The organism is Dyadobacter sp., from assembly GCF_039919315.1.
In the GTDB taxonomy this organism is placed as follows: Bacteria; Bacteroidota; Bacteroidia; order Cytophagales; family Spirosomataceae; genus Dyadobacter.
The window spans coordinates 179,356-197,787 of record NZ_JBDSFX010000001.1 but is presented as its reverse complement, the minus strand read 5'-3'; the positions used below and the strand labels follow the sequence as shown (position 1 = coordinate 197,787).

Annotated in this window: 18 protein-coding genes; 9 read left to right on the top strand and 9 right to left on the bottom strand. The window is 44.3% G+C overall.

All coding sequences use genetic code 11. The features are described from left to right. On the bottom strand, positions 1-870 hold the full coding sequence (locus ABIO93_RS00895; protein WP_348063555.1) for a UDP-2,3-diacylglucosamine diphosphatase: 870 nt from the start codon (positions 868-870) through the stop codon (positions 1-3). Between the two features lie 175 nt (positions 871-1,045). On the opposite strand from ABIO93_RS00895, the gene ABIO93_RS00890 reads away from it, so the two are divergent. The 5 genes from ABIO93_RS00890 (at position 1,046) to ABIO93_RS00870 (ending at position 6,680) form a co-directional block, all read left to right on the top strand. Next, entirely contained in the window at positions 1,046-2,494 is a 1,449-nt protein-coding gene (locus tag ABIO93_RS00890; protein WP_348063554.1) for an energy transducer TonB, read from the top strand. A gap of 136 nt (positions 2,495-2,630) precedes the next feature. Beyond that, the gene (locus ABIO93_RS00885; RefSeq protein WP_348063553.1) at positions 2,631-3,494 is read left to right on the top strand and encodes an SPFH domain-containing protein; all 864 of its coding nucleotides are present in this window, start codon (positions 2,631-2,633) and stop codon (positions 3,492-3,494) included. A gap of 1 nt (position 3,495) precedes the next feature. Beyond that, positions 3,496-3,678, top strand: coding sequence for an Arc family DNA-binding protein (locus tag ABIO93_RS00880; RefSeq protein WP_348063552.1), 183 nt, complete (start codon positions 3,496-3,498; stop codon positions 3,676-3,678). A gap of 54 nt (positions 3,679-3,732) precedes the next feature. Continuing rightward, positions 3,733-5,910, top strand: a complete 2,178-nt coding sequence (locus tag ABIO93_RS00875) for a DPP IV N-terminal domain-containing protein (RefSeq protein ID WP_348063551.1) — start codon at positions 3,733-3,735, stop codon at positions 5,908-5,910. Between the two features lie 17 nt (positions 5,911-5,927). Then, on the top strand, positions 5,928-6,680 hold the full coding sequence (locus ABIO93_RS00870; RefSeq protein WP_348063550.1) for a hypothetical protein: 753 nt from the start codon (positions 5,928-5,930) through the stop codon (positions 6,678-6,680). 50 nt (positions 6,681-6,730) lie between these two features. Here ABIO93_RS00870 and ABIO93_RS00865 read toward each other — a convergent pair whose 3' ends face one another. From ABIO93_RS00865 to ABIO93_RS00845, 5 genes are all read right to left on the bottom strand, one after another. Then, positions 6,731-8,251 (bottom strand): M28 family peptidase, encoded by a 1,521-nt coding sequence (locus ABIO93_RS00865; RefSeq protein ID WP_348063549.1) that lies wholly within the window; start codon positions 8,249-8,251, stop codon positions 6,731-6,733. A 39-nt stretch (positions 8,252-8,290) separates the two neighbouring features. Continuing rightward, the gene (gene dinD, locus ABIO93_RS00860; protein WP_348063548.1) at positions 8,291-9,142 is read right to left on the bottom strand and encodes a DNA damage-inducible protein D; all 852 of its coding nucleotides are present in this window, start codon (positions 9,140-9,142) and stop codon (positions 8,291-8,293) included. 176 nt (positions 9,143-9,318) lie between these two features. After that, positions 9,319-9,510, bottom strand: a complete 192-nt coding sequence (locus tag ABIO93_RS00855; RefSeq protein WP_348063547.1) for a hypothetical protein — start codon at positions 9,508-9,510, stop codon at positions 9,319-9,321. A gap of 159 nt (positions 9,511-9,669) precedes the next feature. Further along, positions 9,670-10,650, bottom strand: coding sequence for a porphobilinogen synthase (hemB, locus tag ABIO93_RS00850; RefSeq protein WP_348063546.1), 981 nt, complete (start codon positions 10,648-10,650; stop codon positions 9,670-9,672). 14 nt (positions 10,651-10,664) lie between these two features. After that, positions 10,665-11,351 (bottom strand): response regulator transcription factor, encoded by a 687-nt coding sequence (locus tag ABIO93_RS00845; RefSeq protein ID WP_348063545.1) that lies wholly within the window; start codon positions 11,349-11,351, stop codon positions 10,665-10,667. A gap of 62 nt (positions 11,352-11,413) precedes the next feature. On the opposite strand from ABIO93_RS00845, the gene ABIO93_RS00840 reads away from it, so the two are divergent. The 3 genes from ABIO93_RS00840 (at position 11,414) to ABIO93_RS00830 (ending at position 14,332) form a co-directional block, all read left to right on the top strand. Beyond that, entirely contained in the window at positions 11,414-12,433 is a 1,020-nt protein-coding gene (locus ABIO93_RS00840; protein ID WP_348063544.1) for an alpha/beta hydrolase, read from the top strand. 116 nt (positions 12,434-12,549) lie between these two features. Further along, complete coding sequence (locus ABIO93_RS00835) at positions 12,550-13,371, top strand: SDR family oxidoreductase (protein ID WP_348063543.1); 822 nt, start codon at positions 12,550-12,552, stop codon at positions 13,369-13,371. Between the two features lie 148 nt (positions 13,372-13,519). Then, the gene (locus ABIO93_RS00830; RefSeq protein WP_348063542.1) at positions 13,520-14,332 is read left to right on the top strand and encodes a hypothetical protein; all 813 of its coding nucleotides are present in this window, start codon (positions 13,520-13,522) and stop codon (positions 14,330-14,332) included. Between the two features lie 110 nt (positions 14,333-14,442). On the opposite strand, the gene ABIO93_RS00825 is transcribed toward ABIO93_RS00830, so the two are convergent. Continuing rightward, the gene (locus tag ABIO93_RS00825; protein WP_348063541.1) at positions 14,443-14,835 is read right to left on the bottom strand and encodes a hypothetical protein; all 393 of its coding nucleotides are present in this window, start codon (positions 14,833-14,835) and stop codon (positions 14,443-14,445) included. Positions 14,836-14,855: 20 nt separating this feature from the next. Further along, positions 14,856-16,397: a YifB family Mg chelatase-like AAA ATPase gene (locus ABIO93_RS00820; protein ID WP_348063540.1), complete on the bottom strand. Its 1,542-nt coding sequence runs from the start codon at positions 16,395-16,397 to the stop codon at positions 14,856-14,858. A 141-nt stretch (positions 16,398-16,538) separates the two neighbouring features. Between ABIO93_RS00820 and ABIO93_RS00815 the strand changes: the two genes are divergently transcribed. Further along, positions 16,539-17,555 carry an N-acetylmuramoyl-L-alanine amidase gene (locus tag ABIO93_RS00815; protein ID WP_348063539.1) on the top strand — a complete coding sequence of 339 codons (1,017 nt, stop codon included), beginning with the start codon at positions 16,539-16,541 and terminating at the stop codon, positions 17,553-17,555. Between the two features lie 2 nt (positions 17,556-17,557). On the opposite strand, the gene ABIO93_RS00810 is transcribed toward ABIO93_RS00815, so the two are convergent. Continuing rightward, entirely contained in the window at positions 17,558-18,406 is an 849-nt protein-coding gene (locus ABIO93_RS00810; protein ID WP_348063538.1) for a TIGR01459 family HAD-type hydrolase, read from the bottom strand. Between the last annotated feature and the right edge of the window lie 26 nt (positions 18,407-18,432).

Genomic DNA, 18,432 nt, shown 5'->3' with positions numbered 1-18,432 from the left:
TTATAGGTAGCGTTGGTTTCGCCCAGTCGAAAATCCAGTGAAAGCCACTTGTTTTTCGACAGTTGGGAATTTTTCAACAACAGGTTTGTCGACAGCCACTTTGGTTTCCGGCATAGGGACAATGTTTTGCTGATCGTAGTACAACAGACTCCAGTTACCGTCGAAATCTTCCACCAATGCGCTGAGCGTTTCCACCCAATCACCAGAATTCATATACATAATGCCATCAATTTCCCGGATAGCGGGATGGTGAATGTGTCCGCAAATGACACCGTCACAATTGCGTGAGCGTGCGAGTTCGGTCAGTTTTTCTTCGAAATCAGTCATGTAGTTCACCGCCATCTTTACTGACTGCTTGATGCGCTGGGATAGTGAATAGTAGGATAATCCTCTCCATTCGCGGTATTTGTTGTAAAATTTATTGACCCAAAGTAAAAATGTATAACCCATATCACCGAGGTACGCCAGCCATTTCAAATGTGTGGTAATGGAGTCGAATACGTCGCCGTGAGTCACGTAAAAACGCTGTGAACCTGAATTGAGGATATAATCTTTACGGATCTGGAAGTGTTTACCTAGCCGCAACGGAATGATCTGGTCCAGGAAATCATCGTGATTTCCCCGAATGTAAATGACCTTGGTTTTATTCTCCTCGATCATCTTTAACACCCTTTTGAAAAACATAGTGTGTTTACGTTTCCAGACCCCATATTTTTTGAGTTGCCAGGCGTCGATGATGTCGCCATTCAGAATAAGCTTTTTGCAGGAATAGCTTTTCAAAAAATTGGTGACTTCTTCTGCCTTTGATCCACCCGCGCCGAGGTGCAAATCAGAAATAATGATTGTCCGAAAGTGAGTTGTATCTCCCATGTTACAAATTTTCTCATTTTATATTACCTGGATGTTACTGGCAGGTTATCAGTAGGTTAAGTTTTAACTAAAAACTAGTTCTACAAAAAAGCATGGTAGTTAATAAATAGTAACTATGAGTTAATAAAGAAGAATGGATACATTTTTTATATTTGTTTAAATCAACTTACCACTCATGAAAGGATTTTTCCTATTGCTTATTCTCTGCTGTACTACTGTTTTTGGCCAAAATACTTATCTCCCGCACGAAGTTGAAAAGCAGGCTGAGCCCGCAGGAGGTTTAATCCACCTGAACCAGTTTATTTCTTCGAATCTTCAAATACCATTCAAGAGTGCGATCAAAGGACTCAATGGACGTGTTTATCTCAAAGGCTTGGTGGAAACGGATGGAAGTATGAGTCAGATAGAGGTCACCAAAGGGATTGATACATTATGCAACGAGGAAGCGGTTCGCGTGATGAGTTTGTTTAAAGCATGGAAGCCAGCTACCATCAAAGGTGAAAAGGTGCGACAGTATGTACATTATCCTATGACATTCCGGACCAAGGCGAAAACATCCTATGACAGTTCCAGATCAGCATTGGTGGATTATTTCGACCAAAAATACAATCCCGTTGCTGACCCCAAAAAATACGAGTACCGCAGTATTTTGCCGGTTGACGATCATGGTTACATTAGAGCCGATGTGGTTTATGAGCAGATGAAGGGTGGGAAATGGAAGGAAATTGGGAAGGCTAATTTTGAAAAGAAAGAAATATGGCACAAGACGGGCTATGTAGGAAGCGTGGCCGATTCCGTGAAAGCTTACTGGATTTCGGCGCGGGACAGAAACCTGGCGAGCCACTCCTCCGAAGCTATTTTTCAAATGAATGGCACGCTGCTTTCCTATACCGAATATGAGCTGAATAACAAGGCATCATTAAATAAGGAATACGATCTCAATGGCATGGTACGCGTACTGCGGCTGTTTTCGGATTCCCTGCGTTCGGAACTGACATGGTTTGAAAACGGGCAGATCAAAAGCGTGATTGAAACACCCGTCAGCAAGCAGAATGAATTTGTAGAACCCATTTATGTCAATGCCTGGGATCGTAACGGAGTTCAACGTGTCAAAGACGGCGACGGCTATTGGTGGTCGACGGAAGAAACTTTTGGTCGTAGATTAGTAATCGAGCAGGGCCGAATTGCGGCAGGGGCCAAAAATGGCAAATGGGAGGGAAAATGGTCAGACAGTACATTGCTCTATCAGGAAACTTACAACATGGGTGTTTTGAAGGAAGGAGTATCGTATTACGACGGAGAGAAACGAAACTACACACAGGCGCACATTAATCCGCAGTTCAAAGGAGGTATCAAGGAATTCTATAAGTTCCTGGGTACCAATATCCGGTATCCCGAGGATGCTGCCAGGCGCGGGGTAACAGGGAGGGTGAAACTTTCTTTTGTCGTGCGCGAAGACGGAACCATGGGCGAATACAAGGTGGAGAGCGGAGTAGGATTTGGCATTGACGACGAGGCGCTCCGTGTTGTTAAGAAAATGAACGGCTTGTGGGAACCGGGTTCCATTCGTGGAAAGACATTTAGTGTGAGATATACGGTCCCGATTAACTTCCAGCTCAACTGAATTTCAACTGCATACACCATTTATCCAATCCCGGAGCCGATCAAAAGCTCCGGGATTTTTTTATCCATAATTTTAACCGGAATATGATTTTGATTTGATAATATTGTGATATCATTTTACTATCACAATTAAAGCTATGAATGAGAAAGAATTACGTTCGATGTCAGGGTATTTCCTTTTCGCAATAGGCCTGATCTTGCTGTTTAGCGGAGTCATTTATGTAGTGACAACCGGCAGCCCTATTACCGGAATTATTATTTCCGTCACAGGCTTCATTATTTTGATCGGACTCACTGTCATTAACCCGAATGAAGCAGTAGTAACTACGTTTTTCGGAGATTATATGGGTACTATGAAGCAAAGCGGTCTTCGCTGGGTGAACCCATTGTTTCGCAGGAAAAAAATGAGTCTTCGGGCCCGTAACCTGAATGGTCAGAAACTGAAAGTGAATGACAAGCTGGGTAACCCTATCGAGATCGCTGCGGTGGTGGTATGGCGTGTAGGAGATACTGCCAAAGCTTCTTTCGAGGTGGATGATTACATCAAATATGTGGAAATTCAGTCGGAAGCGGCAGTAAGGCACCTTGCTGGAATATATGCTTATGATACGATGGAGGCTGAGGAACTGGAAATTCATGAGGTGACATTGCGCGATGGAAGCGGTAAGATCAACGAAATGCTGGAAGCAGAATTGACGGAACGACTTAGCCGCGCCGGAGTAGATGTGCTGGAATCGCGTATTAGTCACCTGGCCTATGCGCCGGAAATTGCAGGGGCAATGTTGCAGCGGCAGCAAGCCTCGGCGGTTGTGGCGGCACGTCGCCAGATTGTGAATGGAGCAGTTGGTATGGTGGATATGGCCTTGGCAATGCTGTCGGATAAGGGAATTGTAAATCTGGACGAGGAACGTAAAGCGGCCATGGTGTGTAATCTGTTGGTAGTATTGTGCGGAGAGAAGTCTGTCACGCCAGTTTTAAACGCCGGAACTTTGTATCCCTGATATGGCAGAGAAGAAACCATTTGTTTTAAGAATCAATCCTGATGTGCTCAAAGCGTTAGAAGCCTGGGCACAGCAGGATTTTCGTAGTTTGAACGGTCAGATAGAATTTTTGCTTAGTGAGGCTTTGAAGAAACAAAAACGTTCAAAAGTGAAAGGAACTGGTCCGGAAGATGTAAAAGAATAATTTATATGTTAAAATTGTGTTATTATAGTTGTCGTACTAATTTTTAGAGCTCCGATGAAGCACATAATAAGGACATTGTTCCTCACATTTTTTTCAGTTCAACTTTTTGCCCAAATCCCCAATACATTTCAATGGTTACCCGACGGAAGCGGTTATCGCGACTTGGGAGATGATGGTATTGTAGAAATATCGCTGCCATCCATGCAGGAAAAAGTCCTTGTTTCAAATGCACAGCTCAAAAATGGCGATACACCGTTGGCCGTGAGAAGCTATACGATCAGTAATGAAGGTGACAAAGTGCTGATATATACCAATACGAAAAGGGTTTGGCGCTACGAGACGCGTGGCGACTATTGGGTATTTGATATGGCTTCAAAAACATTGAAGAAGTTAGGGAAAGGGCTTCCGGCTTCGTCCCTGATGTTCGCAAAGCTTTCCCCTGACGGTAAAAAAGTCGGATATGTGAGTCAGCACAATGTATATGCCGAGGATTTGCAAAGCGGAGAGATCAAGCAATTGACCAACGATGGTACCGATCGGGTTATCAATGGTACATTCGACTGGGTTTACGAAGAAGAGTTTGACTGCCGGGATGGTTTCCGGTGGAGCGACGACAGCAAGTCCGTAGCATACTGGCAGCTGGATGCTAGAAAGATTCGTAACTTCCTGATGATCAATACTACGGATTCAATTTATTCATTCAATGTGCCGGTGGAATATCCCAAAGTAGGCGAAACACCTTCCCCCTATAAAATAGGGGTGGTGGATGTGTCGACAGCCCAAACCAAATGGATGAACATTCCGGGGGATCCGCAGAACACGTATTTGCCAAGAATGGAATGGTCGGGAATGCCTGATGAACTGGTCGTTCAGCAACTGAACCGCAAGCAAAACGAAAGCACTTTATTATATATCAACACCAAAGACGGTAGCGCCAAACCATTTTATACCGAAAAAGACGCAGCCTGGATCGATATTAAAAGCCGTTGGGAAGATGATCCAATGGGCTGGGACTGGATCAACAATGGGAAGGAATTTTTGTGGGTAAGCGAAAAGGACGGTTGGCGACATACTTATCGTGTGAGTCGTGACGGCAAAAAAGAGACGCTTATTACCATTGGTAATTTCGATATGATTAATCCGGTAAGAATCGATGAAAAGAACAATGCTTACTATTTCATGGCTTCACCGGATAATGCAACTCAGAGTTATTTGTATAAAGTGTCATTAGATGGTAAAGGAAAAGCAGAGCGGCTGACTCCGGCAGATCAGGCAGGTACGCACGCCTATGAGATTTCACCAGCAGCAAAGTTTGCACAGCACAGCTTTTCCAATGCCAGAACTGCTCCATTGGGAGAATGGATAGCTTTACCGAAACACACCGCATTGGATCCTGGAAATTCAATCGCAAATTCGGCTGCTAAAATTAATTCGTCCAGGACCAATATTGAATTTTTTAAAATGAAAACAGCCGAAGGTGTTGAGGTAGACGCATGGATGGTGAAGCCAACTAACTTTGACCCGGCTAAGAAATATCCAATTGTCTTTACCGTATATGGCGAAGCTGCGAATACTACCGTGAAAGATGTGTATGGAACCGGACGCAACCGTTTGTACGCCGGAAGTATGGCTGACGACGGGTATATATATGCGTCTATGGATAACAGGGGTACACCTTCACCGAAAGGAAGTGCTTGGCGAAAAGCGATTTATAAGAAAATCGGGACCATCAATATCAAGGACATGGATGGTGCTGCAACGGCTATGTTTAAGCAATATCCATTCATTGATACCAGTCGCGTGGCGGTGCACGGATGGAGTGGCGGTGGTTCTTCTACATTGAATTTGCTGTTTCAATATCCCGAGCATTTCAAAACCGGGATAGCAGTGGCAGCTGTGACCAACCTTTTGACTTACGACAATGTTTATCAGGAGCGCTACATGGGCATTCCGCAGGAAAATCGGGAAGATTTTATAAAAGGATCTCCGATCACGCATGCTAAAAACCTGCGCGGAAATTTACTTTACATTCACGGTACCGGCGATGACAATGTGCATTATCAGAATGCCGAGATGCTTGTTAACGAGCTGATCAAGAATAATAAGACGTTCCAGTTTATGCCTTATCCAAACCGCTCTCACGGGATTTATGAAGGAGAAGGCACTTCGCTGCATTTAAAGACATTATTTACGGACTATTTGAAAAAGAATTGCCCTCCGGGAGGAAAGTGATTTGGTAAGTAATCAACATGAAAAGGAAGCACACCATAGGCTATTTACTAACCTTCATCATCAACTCTTCGGCTGCATTTGCGCAGGTTTCTGAGGGTACCAAAGTTGGAATTAATAGCGGAAGAGGCCTTAATGCCTTGAAATCGGACGTATTCTGGACTTCGCCTACCGATATGCCGAATGTTATCGGAGAGTTTTACATTGATTCGGTGTGGCAGGAAGGGAAAGTGAAATTTACTTCGATTGTGCCACAACTGGGTGGCTGGAATTCGGATAGCCTGACCGGCATTCAAATTCGGTACAACACATTGAATGATGAGCTGGAAGTGCTGGCGGACAAAAGCAAAAATGACATTCGTGTGATCAAAGGCGGTCAGTTGAAAAATTTTACGACAAACCTGGGTACTAATCCAAAAATGTATGTCAATGTCGCAACATTTAAATCTGAAAAGCCACTGAGAGGCTTTGCAAAAGTGCTGGTACAGGGGGATTTGTCGCTGATTGAATATTTTTATCCAAAAATTACAAAGCCGAACTACAATCCCGGATTTGCTACCGGCGAGAAAAACACCGTCGTTCGTCAGGGAAGCGATTATTATGTAGTCTCTAAGGGAACCGCGGAGAAAGCGACTTTAAGTAAGAAAAGCATGCTGGCTTTCATGAATGAAAAGCAAAAGGATGTGGAGGCTTATTTGAAAGAGAAGAATGTAAACTTCAAAAACGAGGATGACGTCGTGAGGTTATTCAAGTTTTACAATGGTTTGAAATAAAAAAGAGCGCTGGCTGAGTTAATCAACTAGCGCTCTTTACTAAAAGGCTTTTATTTACCGTACAGTTTCTTAGCGGCGGGCTCGTATTTGTCTCCCGCAGACCATTGCGGCGCCACTTTACGATCAGCGATCAACCTGGTAGCATAAGTATAAGCCTGGCTGAATTTCAGCAGGTAATTAAAGTCAATCGTTTCCGGATTATCTGACACCTGGTGGTAATATTTCATGATATCGCCAGTGAATTCCTTAAAACCCGGCGTGAATGTAGGAGCGGGAATTCCTTCCTTTGCAAAACTTACATTATCCGACCTGTCGAACAAGCCTTGTTCCGGAGAAGGATCCGCAAATACGCCCAGGCCGAAAGCCTTGCTAGCTGCTTCAATTTCAACCCTTGCTCCTGTTCTTTCCAGGCCCATTACCGACACAATGGTCGTGTCATTATAACCGGCACCATCGGAATTTATATTAAAAATACATTTGTTCAAAGGCAGTAGTGGATGAGCAGCATAGTATTTACTTCCCAACAGTCCAACTTCTTCGCCTGTCAGCGCAACGATCAAGATCGAACGTTTTGGAGGATTTTTAGATAGAGCCTCTGCCGCGGTCAATAAGGCAACGGTGCCAAATGCATTGTCCCGCGCGCCATTAAAAATACTGTCCTCAGGCGTGAATGCCTGACCACCCTGCTTGCCCACACCCACATGATCGTAATGTGCCGTCAGCAAAACATACTCCTCTTTCAGCTTCGGATCGGTTCCCTGAATGTACCCGGCCACATTATAGCTGTTGACCAGCTGTGATTTCCGTCCGGCCGTTTTAAATTCCACTTCTTTCACAGCACGCAAAGCACGTGCATATTTCGCTTCCTTTCCATTTACCCAGGCGTGCGGAATGGATTTAGTTTTGTTGCTCTCTGCGAGTGAGATTTTCTCTCCTGCAAAGTTCCGGCTCACGATATTCCAGGGGATAGGCGCATTGAACAGCTCTATGACGGCTATTGCTCCTTTGTTCATTGCTATTTTTCGTTTCTCGATCGAGGTAGCAATGATTTCTGACGGTGTCTGCGTGTCAGGTGTACCGCTTTCTACGAGTACAATTTTGTCTTTCACGTCGAGACCTTTGTAGTCGTCCCAATTTTTGGAAGCATTTTCAAGACCGAAACTAGCGTAAACAATCGGCGCTTTCAAGTCAACGGCGTCCCCGTTCATCAAAATCCAAGCTTCTCCGCTTTTCATGATTTCAGCATCGGCAGTAATTTGTCCGGCACCATTGTAACCCATTTTTTCAAAAGGCACATTCTGAAAATACGAAGATGTACCAGCAGCAGCGCCGGGAACGGGTACCACGCCCAATTTTCGGAATTGCTCAGCGATATACCTGGCCGCAACAAAGTTGCCTTGCTCACCAGTACGCCGCCCAAGCAATTCATCCGCAGCCAAAAACCGCATATGGGCCTCCGTCTCCGACTTTTTGATCTGGAATTCGGGGAGGGTTGTGGTTTTCTTTTGGGAGAATGTGGGCGCGGCCAGCAATAACCCACAAGAAAGGAATAGAAGAGATATTTTTTTCATAGTGAAAGGTTTTATAGTTCTCATTTTAAGTGATGATGTTCATTTTTTATTGAGTGACGGTTTTTGAGCCTCTTTTACTACCTTTTTTTCATCACTTTCCAGTTTGCGTCTGAGTTTTGTGACATCCTCGGCTGCCGGAAGCGCTTCCGGCTTTACGCCTCTTTCACGGAGCATTTTTCTTATTGCCAAATTATTGTCCACATGCTCTTTGGATATCAATAATTCCCCCTTTAAATCTTTTTCCACAACATTGTGGCTGGTGAGTTCTGTTGCAAAATCCTTCGCTTTGATTGTAAGTGTAGGCAAAAAGTCGGCTAATGGTTTTCCATCCGGAACAAGCAATTTTCGTTTCATATCCTGAGTAGAAAACCCACCAAATAACGCCTTATCGCCCCGAGAACGAATGATGGCAAAACTTTTATCATCCACGCCTCTTTCGTAAATAATGCCTGATAGCTTTTTCTCAGATTTGGATAGCTTCTCCCTCGCTGTAACCCGGGCAACGTCCAGCAAGCGTTGCTCTATAATTTCATGCTTACGGGTTTGGACAGCGAAATAGGTCTGGGCAAAGGCAATAGCAGGTTTGGAGGCATCGCCGTTTTGAGCAATAAGATAACAGGCGTAACGTGTAAGTGCCACATCTTCAATCTCCCGCTGGGCTCCTTTAGCGAGCCCGATCATTTTGCCGGTATCGGCAAAATGATCGGACACCTTTACTTCGCTGGTTTCGCAAGCTACCTTGGCTTTGCTGATAACCTTAACAAAATTATCCCATTTCGTATAACCCAATATTTCCTGAAGTTCACGCGCACTCCAGCATTCAACTCCGTGAAAATTGTAACAAGCATTTTCGAATTGTAGGAGGAGGTTTTGTATCTGTTCTGTTTTCATGCTTCTATCTGGATTTTACCTGGCATAAGTTTCGGCAATAGTGTGTTTCGTATTTGGGGTTATCGTTTGGTTCTCAACCTTATTTTTGATGTAAATTCAATTAGCATTACTTCTTCGGAATCTACCCTTCGCAGCGAGTTAGTATCAAATACAACTAACGTTTTTGAGTTTGTAGCTCATATCTTTTCTGCTTTGGTTTCTGCATTCAGAAACACTACTTCCACAGCTTCTGCTTTTTCGCTATCAATATATTTCCCCACCCACCATCGCTTTTCTGGATTTTCTTCGACTTTCATCAACGAAACCTTTCTGATGATATCAAAGCCATCTTCGTAACCTTCCGTCACTACGATAGCGTCTTGAGGCATAACGGTTAGATGTTTTATGAGTTCGGAAACGGTCATATGGTGAATCCAATTTTATTCTTCTGGCAAAGAAACGATTCCTTCTATAATATACCTAAAAAGCAAAAAATAAGGCAGAATCCGAAAACCCTGCCATATCAAATTGAAGAGAATTTGAATTCATTACCCATTCAAAATCACAGCAGCCTCTTTCGCAAAGTATGTCAAAATACATTTTGCGCCAGCTCTTCTAATGCTCGTGAGTACCTCCATCATAGCACGATCACCATCCAGCCAGCCGTTTTGCGCAGCGGCTTTGATCATAGCGTATTCACCGGAAACATTATAGGCGGCGATGGGTATGTCGAAATTTTCGTCTAAAAGGCGGATAATGTCAAGGTAGGATAGCGCAGGCTTTACCATCAGCATGTCAGCGCCTTCTTCAAAATCCAGCTGTGCTTCGAGTAAAGCCTCACGTTTGTTCGCGGGATTCATCTGGTAAGTCTTTTTGTCACCAAATTTTGGTGCCGATTCCAATGCATCACGGAACGGACCGTAAAAAGCGCTGGCGTATTTGGCAGAATAGGACATAATGCTCACATCAGTGAAGCCGTGAGCGTCAAGGTGCTTGCGGATGTAGCCCACACGGCCATCCATCATATCGCTCGGTCCGAGTATGTCAGCGCCTGCTTTTGCTTGTGCCAGCGACATATTACCGAGAATTTCCAGCGTGGCATCGTTTAATATCTTGCCGTGTTCCACCAATCCGTCATGGCCGTCGGAACTGTAAGGGTCCATAGCGACGTCAGTCATGATCACAAGCTCAGGAAACTGCTCCTTAATGGCGGTAATGGCCCTGAGATAGAAAGTGTTTTCGTGATAGCTTTCCGAGGCAAACTTATCTTTTTTGCTTTCCGAATAATTTGGAAAAAGATCGATCGCGCGAATGCCCAGATCGGACACTTCTTTCAGTTCTTCCAGCAGGTTATCCAGCGAATAGCGGTATATGCCTGGCATGGATTTCACCTCACTTTTTTGGCCTGTGCCATCCACAACGAACATGGGGTATATCAAATCGGAGACCTGCAGTGTAGTTTCCTGTACAAGATCTCTTATGGCAGAGGACTTTCTATTGCGTCGCGGACGACGGGATAAATTGATCATTTTGATTTCCTATTTTACCCAACCATCAACTTAAAACCTTCTCCGTGTAGGTTCATGATCTGAATGGATGGGTCTTCTCTTAAATATTTTCGCAATTTGGTAATGTAAACGTCCATACTTCTTGCATTGAAATACGAATCGTCGCCCCAGATGGTTTTGAGCGCAAAGCTACGGCTAATAGGCTGATTAAGATTTTGGCAGAAAAGTCGGAGCAGCTCGGATTCCTTGCTGGTAAGCCTGGCGGATTTATCATTGGTCGTCAATTGCTGGTGACTGTAATCGAAAATAAATTGACCTACCTGAAAAACCTTAGCTTCTTCGGGAGCGTCTGGTTGTTTTTTGTATCTTCGGAGGATGGCTTCAATGCGGAGCAGCAACTCTTCGCGGTCAAAAGGCTTGGTTACGTAATCGTCGGCACCTACCCTGAAACCCTGCATAGTGTCTTCCTTCATTGATTTGGCAGTCAGAAAAATAATGGGCACATCGCGTCCACTCATTCTGACTTCTTTGGCTAGTGAAAAACCATCTTTCTTCGGCATCATCACATCGAATATGCAGAGATCGTAAGTTTTATCAACAAAAGACTGCCATCCTTTCTGCCCATCAGTAGCAAGGTCGGTAGGGAAGCCTTTATCTATCAGATATTCCTGAAGTAAAGATCCAAGATTGGCATCATCCTCTACTAGTAAAAGATTGGGCATTGGAACGGATAATTAAATATGTTTGCAAGATAGTATTGATAAACCTTCTTAACTCATAAAAAATGTTAAAATTCATTGTATGGATCGTTGCGTTATTCGTAATACTGGGCATTGTATACTTTGTCGGACCAAAAGTTCCGGAAGCAAAGCTTACGCCAGTTTTACCAACGATCACGTCTGACTTGCCGAAACTGGAAGAGGAGGTCAACAAACTTGAAAACGCCACCCCCTATCTCAAACCAGATAATGAGGCACGCATTGTTTGGGCCGACAGCTCCAAAAAGCAAAAGACGCCTTACAGCATTGTCTACATTCACGGATTCGGGGCCAGCTGGGCGGAGGGTGATCCGATACATAAGGATCTTGCAAAAAGGTACGGAGCTAATTTATACCTGTCGCGTATGCACGATGCCGGTATCGCCGACACCAATGCTTTGGATGATCTTACCCCGGCTAACTTTATGGCAGGAGCAAAAAGAGCTTTGGCCATTGGAAAAGCGATCGGGGATAGTGTAATTGTCATCGGAACTTCTGCGGGAGGTCTTCTTACGGTTTACCTCGCAGCGACGCATCCGGAGATTAAGGGAGTAGTGCTTTATTCACCGTGCATCAAAGTGGCTAATTCGACACTGAAATTGATCACCGGCCCGTGGGGGAAGCAAATCCTGCATAATGTGATCGGAGACCATAATGTGTCAAAAGATTCTATACCGGAACGTGCAAATTTCTGGCTGCAAGGTTACCATACCAATGGATTGGTGACATTGCAACAAATGATGGATGCGATCTCACGTCCGGAGGTTTTTGCACAGATCAAGCAACCGATTTTTGTTGGATATTATTATAAAAATGAAAAGGAGCAAGATAAAGTCGTTTCGGTGAAAGCCATTCAGGATATGTTTCCATTGCTGGGAACGCCGGACGAGTTAAAAGTTGAAAAAGCGTTTCCTGAAAGTGGCGATCATGTGATCGGGTCCAGGTTGCGCTCCAAAGATGTAAAAGGTGTTTATGACGCAACAGACCAGTTTTTTCAGGAAAAGCTTCATTTGAAACCAGTAGAAAAACTCGTTTTGCAACCTTGAAAAGGTAGTCGGCAAATTTCGGATCGGGCTGGGAATCTGGTTTAACCCGCTAAAAATGCTTTACTTTGCCGCCCTAAACGGACAGATCCTAATTAATCTACAATAAAAAGGAAAACATGGCTTACGGTTTATTAAAAGGAAAAAGAGGAATTATCTCAGGGGCATTGGACGAAAACTCGATCGCCTGGAAAGTAGCGTTAAAGGCAAAAGAAGAAGGTGCTATATTCACATTGACTAACGCCCCTATCGCCATGAGAATGGGTGCAATCCATGAATTGGCTAAACAGTGCGACGCTCAGATCATTCCTGCCGACGCTACTTCTGTTGAAGATATTGAAAATCTGTATACCCAGTCAGTGGAGATTTTGGGTGGTAAGATCGACTTCGTCCTGCACTCCATCGGTATGTCTGTCAATGTGCGTAAAGGCAAGGCTTATGGCGACCTTAACTACGAATGGTTTCAGAAAGGACTTGATATTTCCGCGCTATCATTGCACAAATTTTTGCAGGTAGGGGAGAAGCTGGATGCTATCAATGATTGGGGATCGGTTGTGGCATTATCCTACATTGCTGCTCAGCGTACCTACTCTTTTTATAGCGATATGGCTGAGGCAAAAGCATTGCTGGAAAGCATTGCCCGCAGCTATGGCTATCGTTATGGAAAAGCGAAAAATGTAAGGGTTAACACCATTTCCCAGTCGCCAACCAAAACGAAAGCAGGATCAGGGATAGAAGGATTTGATGCATTTTACGAATTTGCTCAAAAAATGAGCCCGCTGGGCAACGCTACGGCGGACGACTGCGCGAATTATGCGATCACATTGTTCTCGGACCTCACCCGTTTCGTGACAATGCAAAACCTGTATCACGACGGCGGCTATTCTTCAACAGGTATTTCGGAGGAATTGGTTGAAATGATCCAACAGCAAAACAAATAGGTTCGGAAATAAATATTAAGACAAAAATCCCTTCAAGGCATGTGTTTTGAAGGGATTTTCTTTTTTTATTAAAATATTTCTACCGTACGTCCGTTTGGCGTTGTGTGATATTTGTGAACCAATTAGTTTCGCTAAATAATTTCAATCTATGAATCCTCAGAGAAATCACCCCCTTTTCAGAAAAAGTTTGCTGCATCGAAAATTGGTGCTGCTATCCGGAATGTTACTCGCGCTCGCGTCGTGCGGAGACGAGAAAGAAACGACAAAGAGCGTTGCCGAAGCGCCGGTTTTTACCTTGGTTTTTATGGATAAAACGCAAAGCGTGCACGTGGATAAAAACTATGTCAATGAAAAGTACCGCCAAGCACTGACTGACATTGTTGAAAATAACATGAAAAATAAGGGAGATAAACTGGAAGTATATTTTATCCATGAAAACACCTCCAAGGCCAGAGCATTGTCGCTAGCTGTCAGAAGTGAAAAAGATAATGTTGCCGGTGCTAATGCAACGGATATGGAGGGTATCGAAACTGCATTCCAGTTGTCATTGCAAAAGGAAAAGAGCATTTATTTGCGGCAGCTTTTAGCCAAGTTAAATCAGCAAAATACGGGAGCTTCTAATCTCTCAACCGACATCTGGGCCAGTTTGCCGGTTATTGCCAAAGCAGGCGAGACTGGTTCGCAGGTGAAGGTTTACTATTTCAGTGATATGATCGAAAGTGTAAAAGGTTCAGACAGGAGAGATTTTCACATTAACCCGCCCAAAGACGATTCTCAGGCGGAACAAGAGGCCAAAGCAGATATTAAAAAGCTGGATAAATATACGATTGGATCGCCACAGGTTACGATTGTTTCTCCATTCGAACCCACAGCCTCCACCAAAGAAAACAACCCGCATATCACCCATTACTGGCAGACGTTATTTCAGGAACTGGGAGGTGTTAGTATAGAAGAACTTTAGGGATCAGAAGTTTTGGATTGTTTTTAAATTATCGGCTTCGTTAAAAATAGCCGCAATTGGAATTTGAAAGCCGTCCAAAACGAAACTCTGAACATCTCCATAAGCCGCATTTAAAACCAGAACATACTCACTGTTTTGGAGATGATATTGTTCCAAAGTTTGCTTTTCAGGATCAATGATCCAGTATTCTTCAATTTTATGGGCCTGATAATCGTTGAATTAAATACAAGGAAACCCACCGGATTTTCGTTTACGAACTCATTCAGTAATTTTCCCAGTAATAAGCAGACTTCGTCCTCTAAGGGGAATGATAGAAGGGGCTCAAAAGAGCCATTGATGAACTCACTCTTTTCTCTTTTTAAATTATTAATGTAAAAGTTAGGAAGCATAAGCCGTTCCTCTCGCAAAACATTATTAATGCGATCAATAATTAAATGAATGTCTGGTTGTTCGAGAAGGCTAGCAATTGCACCATCTCTTAATTGTTTGTAAGTATGTGTCATTTTTTTAGTTGTATGGTATCTTACCCAGCCCAATTTTCTCTATCGAGGCTGCGATATTGGATCGCTTCTGCCAAATGTTCAACTTTAATATCATCACTTCCGGCCAGGTCTGCTATTGTTCTGGAAACTTTCAAAATGCGGTCATAGGCACGCGCTGAGAGGCCTAGTCGCTCCATTGCTTTACGCAACAAAGCTTTTCCCACTTCTTCGATCACGCAAATCTCTTTCACCATTTCCGGCGGCATCATGGCATTGGAATAGATTTCCTTTTTGTCTTTGAACCGCTCCGTTTGGCGTTTTCTGGCCTGAATAACCCGCTCCCGGATCTGTTCGCTGCTTTCAGATTTTCGGGTCGAGGCGATCTGGTCAAAGGAAACGGGCGTTACTTCGACGTGAAGGTCAATGCGATCTAGTAGGGGGCCGCTGATTTTGTTGAGGTACTTTTGCACGACGCCCGGTCCGCAAACGCAGTTTTTCTCGGGATGATTGTAGTAGCCGCACGGGCACGGGTTCATACTGGCAATCAGCATGAAATTGGATGGAAATTCTACGGCCATTTTTGCCCTCGAAATGGTCACTTTTCGTTCTTCCAATGGTTGACGCATCACTTCTAATACAGATCTTTTGAACTCGGGAAGCTCATCCAAAAAAAGTACCCCATTATGTGCCAGCGAAATTTCTCCGGGTTGTGGATAACTGCCACCACCTACCAAAGCAACATCGCTAATGGAATGGTGTGGAGAGCGAAACGGTCTTCTGGAAACGAGAGTGGCCTTTTTGCCTAATTTCCCAGCTACCGAATGGATCTTGGTTGTCTCCAATGCTTCGGGCAAGCTCAGTGGTGGAAGTATGCTGGGAATGCGTTTAGCCAACATCGTTTTTCCTGAACCAGGCGGGCCGATCATGATAGCATTATGCCCGCCGGCGGCGGTTATTTCCAGCGCACGCTTTATATTTTCCTGCCCCTGCACATGCTCAAAATCAGCGTCGTACTCATTTTGGGAAGTGAAGAATATATCACGGGTATCGATCGTCAGAGGTTCAATGGCCAGCTTGCCTTCAAAAAAAGCAATGGCGTCGGTAAGCGTTTCTACCGGTATCACATCAATATTGTTGACAATCGCAGCTTCATGTGCGTTTTCAGCAGGCAGTACAAAACCTTTGAACCCCTGCTTACGCGCTTCAATCGCAATGGGCAGCACACCTTTGATAGGCCTGAGAATACCATCCAGCGATAGTTCTCCCATGATAATGTAATCTTCGAGGTTACGTTCAGGGGTAATTTGTTCGGAGGAAAGAAGCGTGCACAGCGCAATGGGTAAGTCGTAGGCCGAGCCTTCTTTGCGAATGTCGGCAGGCGCCAGGTTGACGACCAGCTTTTGCCGGGGCATTTTGTAGCCGAAGTATTTGAGGGAGGCTTCTACGCGTTGCTGGCTTTCTTTTACCGCACTGTCGGCAAGACCAACCATGAAAAAACCAAGTCCCTGTCCGACATTTACTTCAACGGTAATCACAGTGGCATCCACGCCGAAGACGGCACTTCCGTAAGTTTTAGCTAACATTTTGTGTGTGTTATGAGTAATAAGTACTAGTAAGATCTGGCAAAAATAGCAGGAAATCGGAGAAACAAGTTATTAAAATAAGATTGCTTGCCGATCCGCGGAATGATCCCTATTTTATCATCAAATTGACAATGTCAACCTATGAAAAATCTGTTTTCGCTTCTTTTTTTCTTGCTAACCCTGCAAAGTTATGCCCAAAAAACGGGGAGCACTTTAAGTGGAAAAACCATTTGTATAGATCCCGGGCACGGAGGTACAGCGCTGACGGATAGTTACAGGGTAGGGCCTTCGGGTGAGCGGGAGGAATGGATTAATCTGCGGGTAGGGCTGATGCTTCAAAAAATGCTGGAAGAAAAAGGTGCCAAAGTGCTGATCACCAGGACGGAGGATAAGGTAGTATCTCTTCCTGACAGGGCCAAACTGGCTGTTGAAAACAAAGCAGACCTGTTTGTTTCGATCCATCACAATGCGACTGCGGATTCATCAGTTAATTTTCCGATCATTTATTTTCATGGTAATGCCTCGGAGAATGTCGCCAGCGTGGATTTTGGAAAGAAACTGGCAACTGGTTTGTTAAAGCATCTGCACCAGCGCAATGCGCCGGTCTCACTAGTGTCCGATTTTACCATTTTTGCCGATGCAGGTGCTTCGGTTTTGCGTAATACCTACGGAATTCCGGGCGTGCTGGCAGAAGCATCGTTTTTTACAAATGCGACAGAAGAGCAAAAATTGAAAAATGAAGAGCATAACGGTAAAGAGGCGCTGGCTTATACCGAAGCAATCGAAGCGTTTTTCTCAAAAGCGGTTGCAAAAATTGCTGCTAAAAATAGTGTAGTTCCCGTAATTCCTCCTTTCAAAGTATTTCAGGAGGCTGAACGTATGACACCGATAGCCAAACGTTGGAAGCAAGACTTTGAGCAGGCACAGACATTGTTGTCAATGAAGGATACGACTTCGTTGTCGCAGGCGTATGACCTTTTCACGAGTTCGGCCCGCTCATTTCCAGATTCCTATGTTGCAGCCAAATGTCACGCGAATCGTGCCAGGATCCTCAAAGTTCGCGGGAAGTCGAAAGAAGCAGAGCAGGAAGCACAGCGGGTGAGAGAGTACTATAATACTAGACTTACCAAGTCTTCAAGACTTGGTAAGTCTCTTTAAGCCTACTCCACAACTGCCGAAACGCAAATGTAGGTAGGGATAATCCCGGTTGCCCGGATCCGCACTTCTGCATCTTCCGCCTGGGTATTTCCAGTTAAAACCAATGCAGTATCCAGGCCGAATTTGTTCCCGCCCAGGATATCAGTATGTAATGTGTCACCAACCATCAGAATGTCCCTTTTATCGACATTTGGATAGTTTTTAATGTGCTGGTAAGCAAATATAAACATTTGAGGATCAGGCTTCCCGAAGCGGATAAACTGCCTGCCGATAGTATCTTCGATCATTTTGGCCAATGCACCTACCGCAATGGACAAACGGCTCTTGGAAGCTGGGTAGGTCTTGTCGGTATTAGCGACGATCACCGGAATATTGCGCTTACGAAGGAGGTTAAGGGTTTTGGTCAAATCCGTATTCCAGTCAAAACCCTCGTCGTCGAGAAATACCAGCGCATTCACCTCACTTACATCATTCAGGTTCAATTCTTTGATTGACAATGTCTTAATGTCCGATGTTTCAATGTAATGTGCCGAATTATCTGTCCCAAGATATGCGACGATCCCTTTTCTCACTTTCAAATCCAGATATTCCCTGGCCAGCATGCCCGACGAAATGATACGGTCGGGCGTGACGTCGTAAATACCTAACTTTTCATAACTTTCAGCCAGTTGCTCGGGACTTCTGGAAGCGTCATTGGTCACGACATAAAAATCCTTTTGTGTTTCTCTCAGATATGCAAATGTGTTCTCTATTCCGGGTATGAGGCCATTATAGGTTTTCAGAACGCCAAAGGCATCAAAGAAAATCACATCGTATTTAGATATTACAGATTTAAAATTGTCGAGGATCATAGTAATGGTGTCATGGAGTAAAAAAA

Coding starts and splice junctions, on each gene's coding strand:
- ABIO93_RS00895 (WP_348063555.1), bottom strand. CDS start 870: ATGGGAGATACAACTCACTTTCGGACAATCATTATTTCTGATTTGCAC.
- ABIO93_RS00890 (WP_348063554.1), top strand. CDS start 1,046: ATGAAAGGATTTTTCCTATTGCTTATTCTCTGCTGTACTACTGTTTTT.
- ABIO93_RS00885 (WP_348063553.1), top strand. CDS start 2,631: ATGAATGAGAAAGAATTACGTTCGATGTCAGGGTATTTCCTTTTCGCA.
- ABIO93_RS00880 (WP_348063552.1), top strand. CDS start 3,496: ATGGCAGAGAAGAAACCATTTGTTTTAAGAATCAATCCTGATGTGCTC.
- ABIO93_RS00875 (WP_348063551.1), top strand. CDS start 3,733: ATGAAGCACATAATAAGGACATTGTTCCTCACATTTTTTTCAGTTCAA.
- ABIO93_RS00870 (WP_348063550.1), top strand. CDS start 5,928: ATGAAAAGGAAGCACACCATAGGCTATTTACTAACCTTCATCATCAAC.
- ABIO93_RS00865 (WP_348063549.1), bottom strand. CDS start 8,251: ATGAAAAAAATATCTCTTCTATTCCTTTCTTGTGGGTTATTGCTGGCC.
- dinD (WP_348063548.1), bottom strand. CDS start 9,142: ATGAAAACAGAACAGATACAAAACCTCCTCCTACAATTCGAAAATGCT.
- ABIO93_RS00855 (WP_348063547.1), bottom strand. CDS start 9,510: ATGCCTCAAGACGCTATCGTAGTGACGGAAGGTTACGAAGATGGCTTT.
- hemB (WP_348063546.1), bottom strand. CDS start 10,650: ATGATCAATTTATCCCGTCGTCCGCGACGCAATAGAAAGTCCTCTGCC.
- ABIO93_RS00845 (WP_348063545.1), bottom strand. CDS start 11,351: ATGCCCAATCTTTTACTAGTAGAGGATGATGCCAATCTTGGATCTTTA.
- ABIO93_RS00840 (WP_348063544.1), top strand. CDS start 11,414: ATGTTAAAATTCATTGTATGGATCGTTGCGTTATTCGTAATACTGGGC.
- ABIO93_RS00835 (WP_348063543.1), top strand. CDS start 12,550: ATGGCTTACGGTTTATTAAAAGGAAAAAGAGGAATTATCTCAGGGGCA.
- ABIO93_RS00830 (WP_348063542.1), top strand. CDS start 13,520: ATGAATCCTCAGAGAAATCACCCCCTTTTCAGAAAAAGTTTGCTGCAT.
- ABIO93_RS00825 (WP_348063541.1), bottom strand. CDS start 14,835: ATGACACATACTTACAAACAATTAAGAGATGGTGCAATTGCTAGCCTT.
- ABIO93_RS00820 (WP_348063540.1), bottom strand. CDS start 16,397: ATGTTAGCTAAAACTTACGGAAGTGCCGTCTTCGGCGTGGATGCCACT.
- ABIO93_RS00815 (WP_348063539.1), top strand. CDS start 16,539: ATGAAAAATCTGTTTTCGCTTCTTTTTTTCTTGCTAACCCTGCAAAGT.
- ABIO93_RS00810 (WP_348063538.1), bottom strand. CDS start 18,406: ATGATCCTCGACAATTTTAAATCTGTAATATCTAAATACGATGTGATT.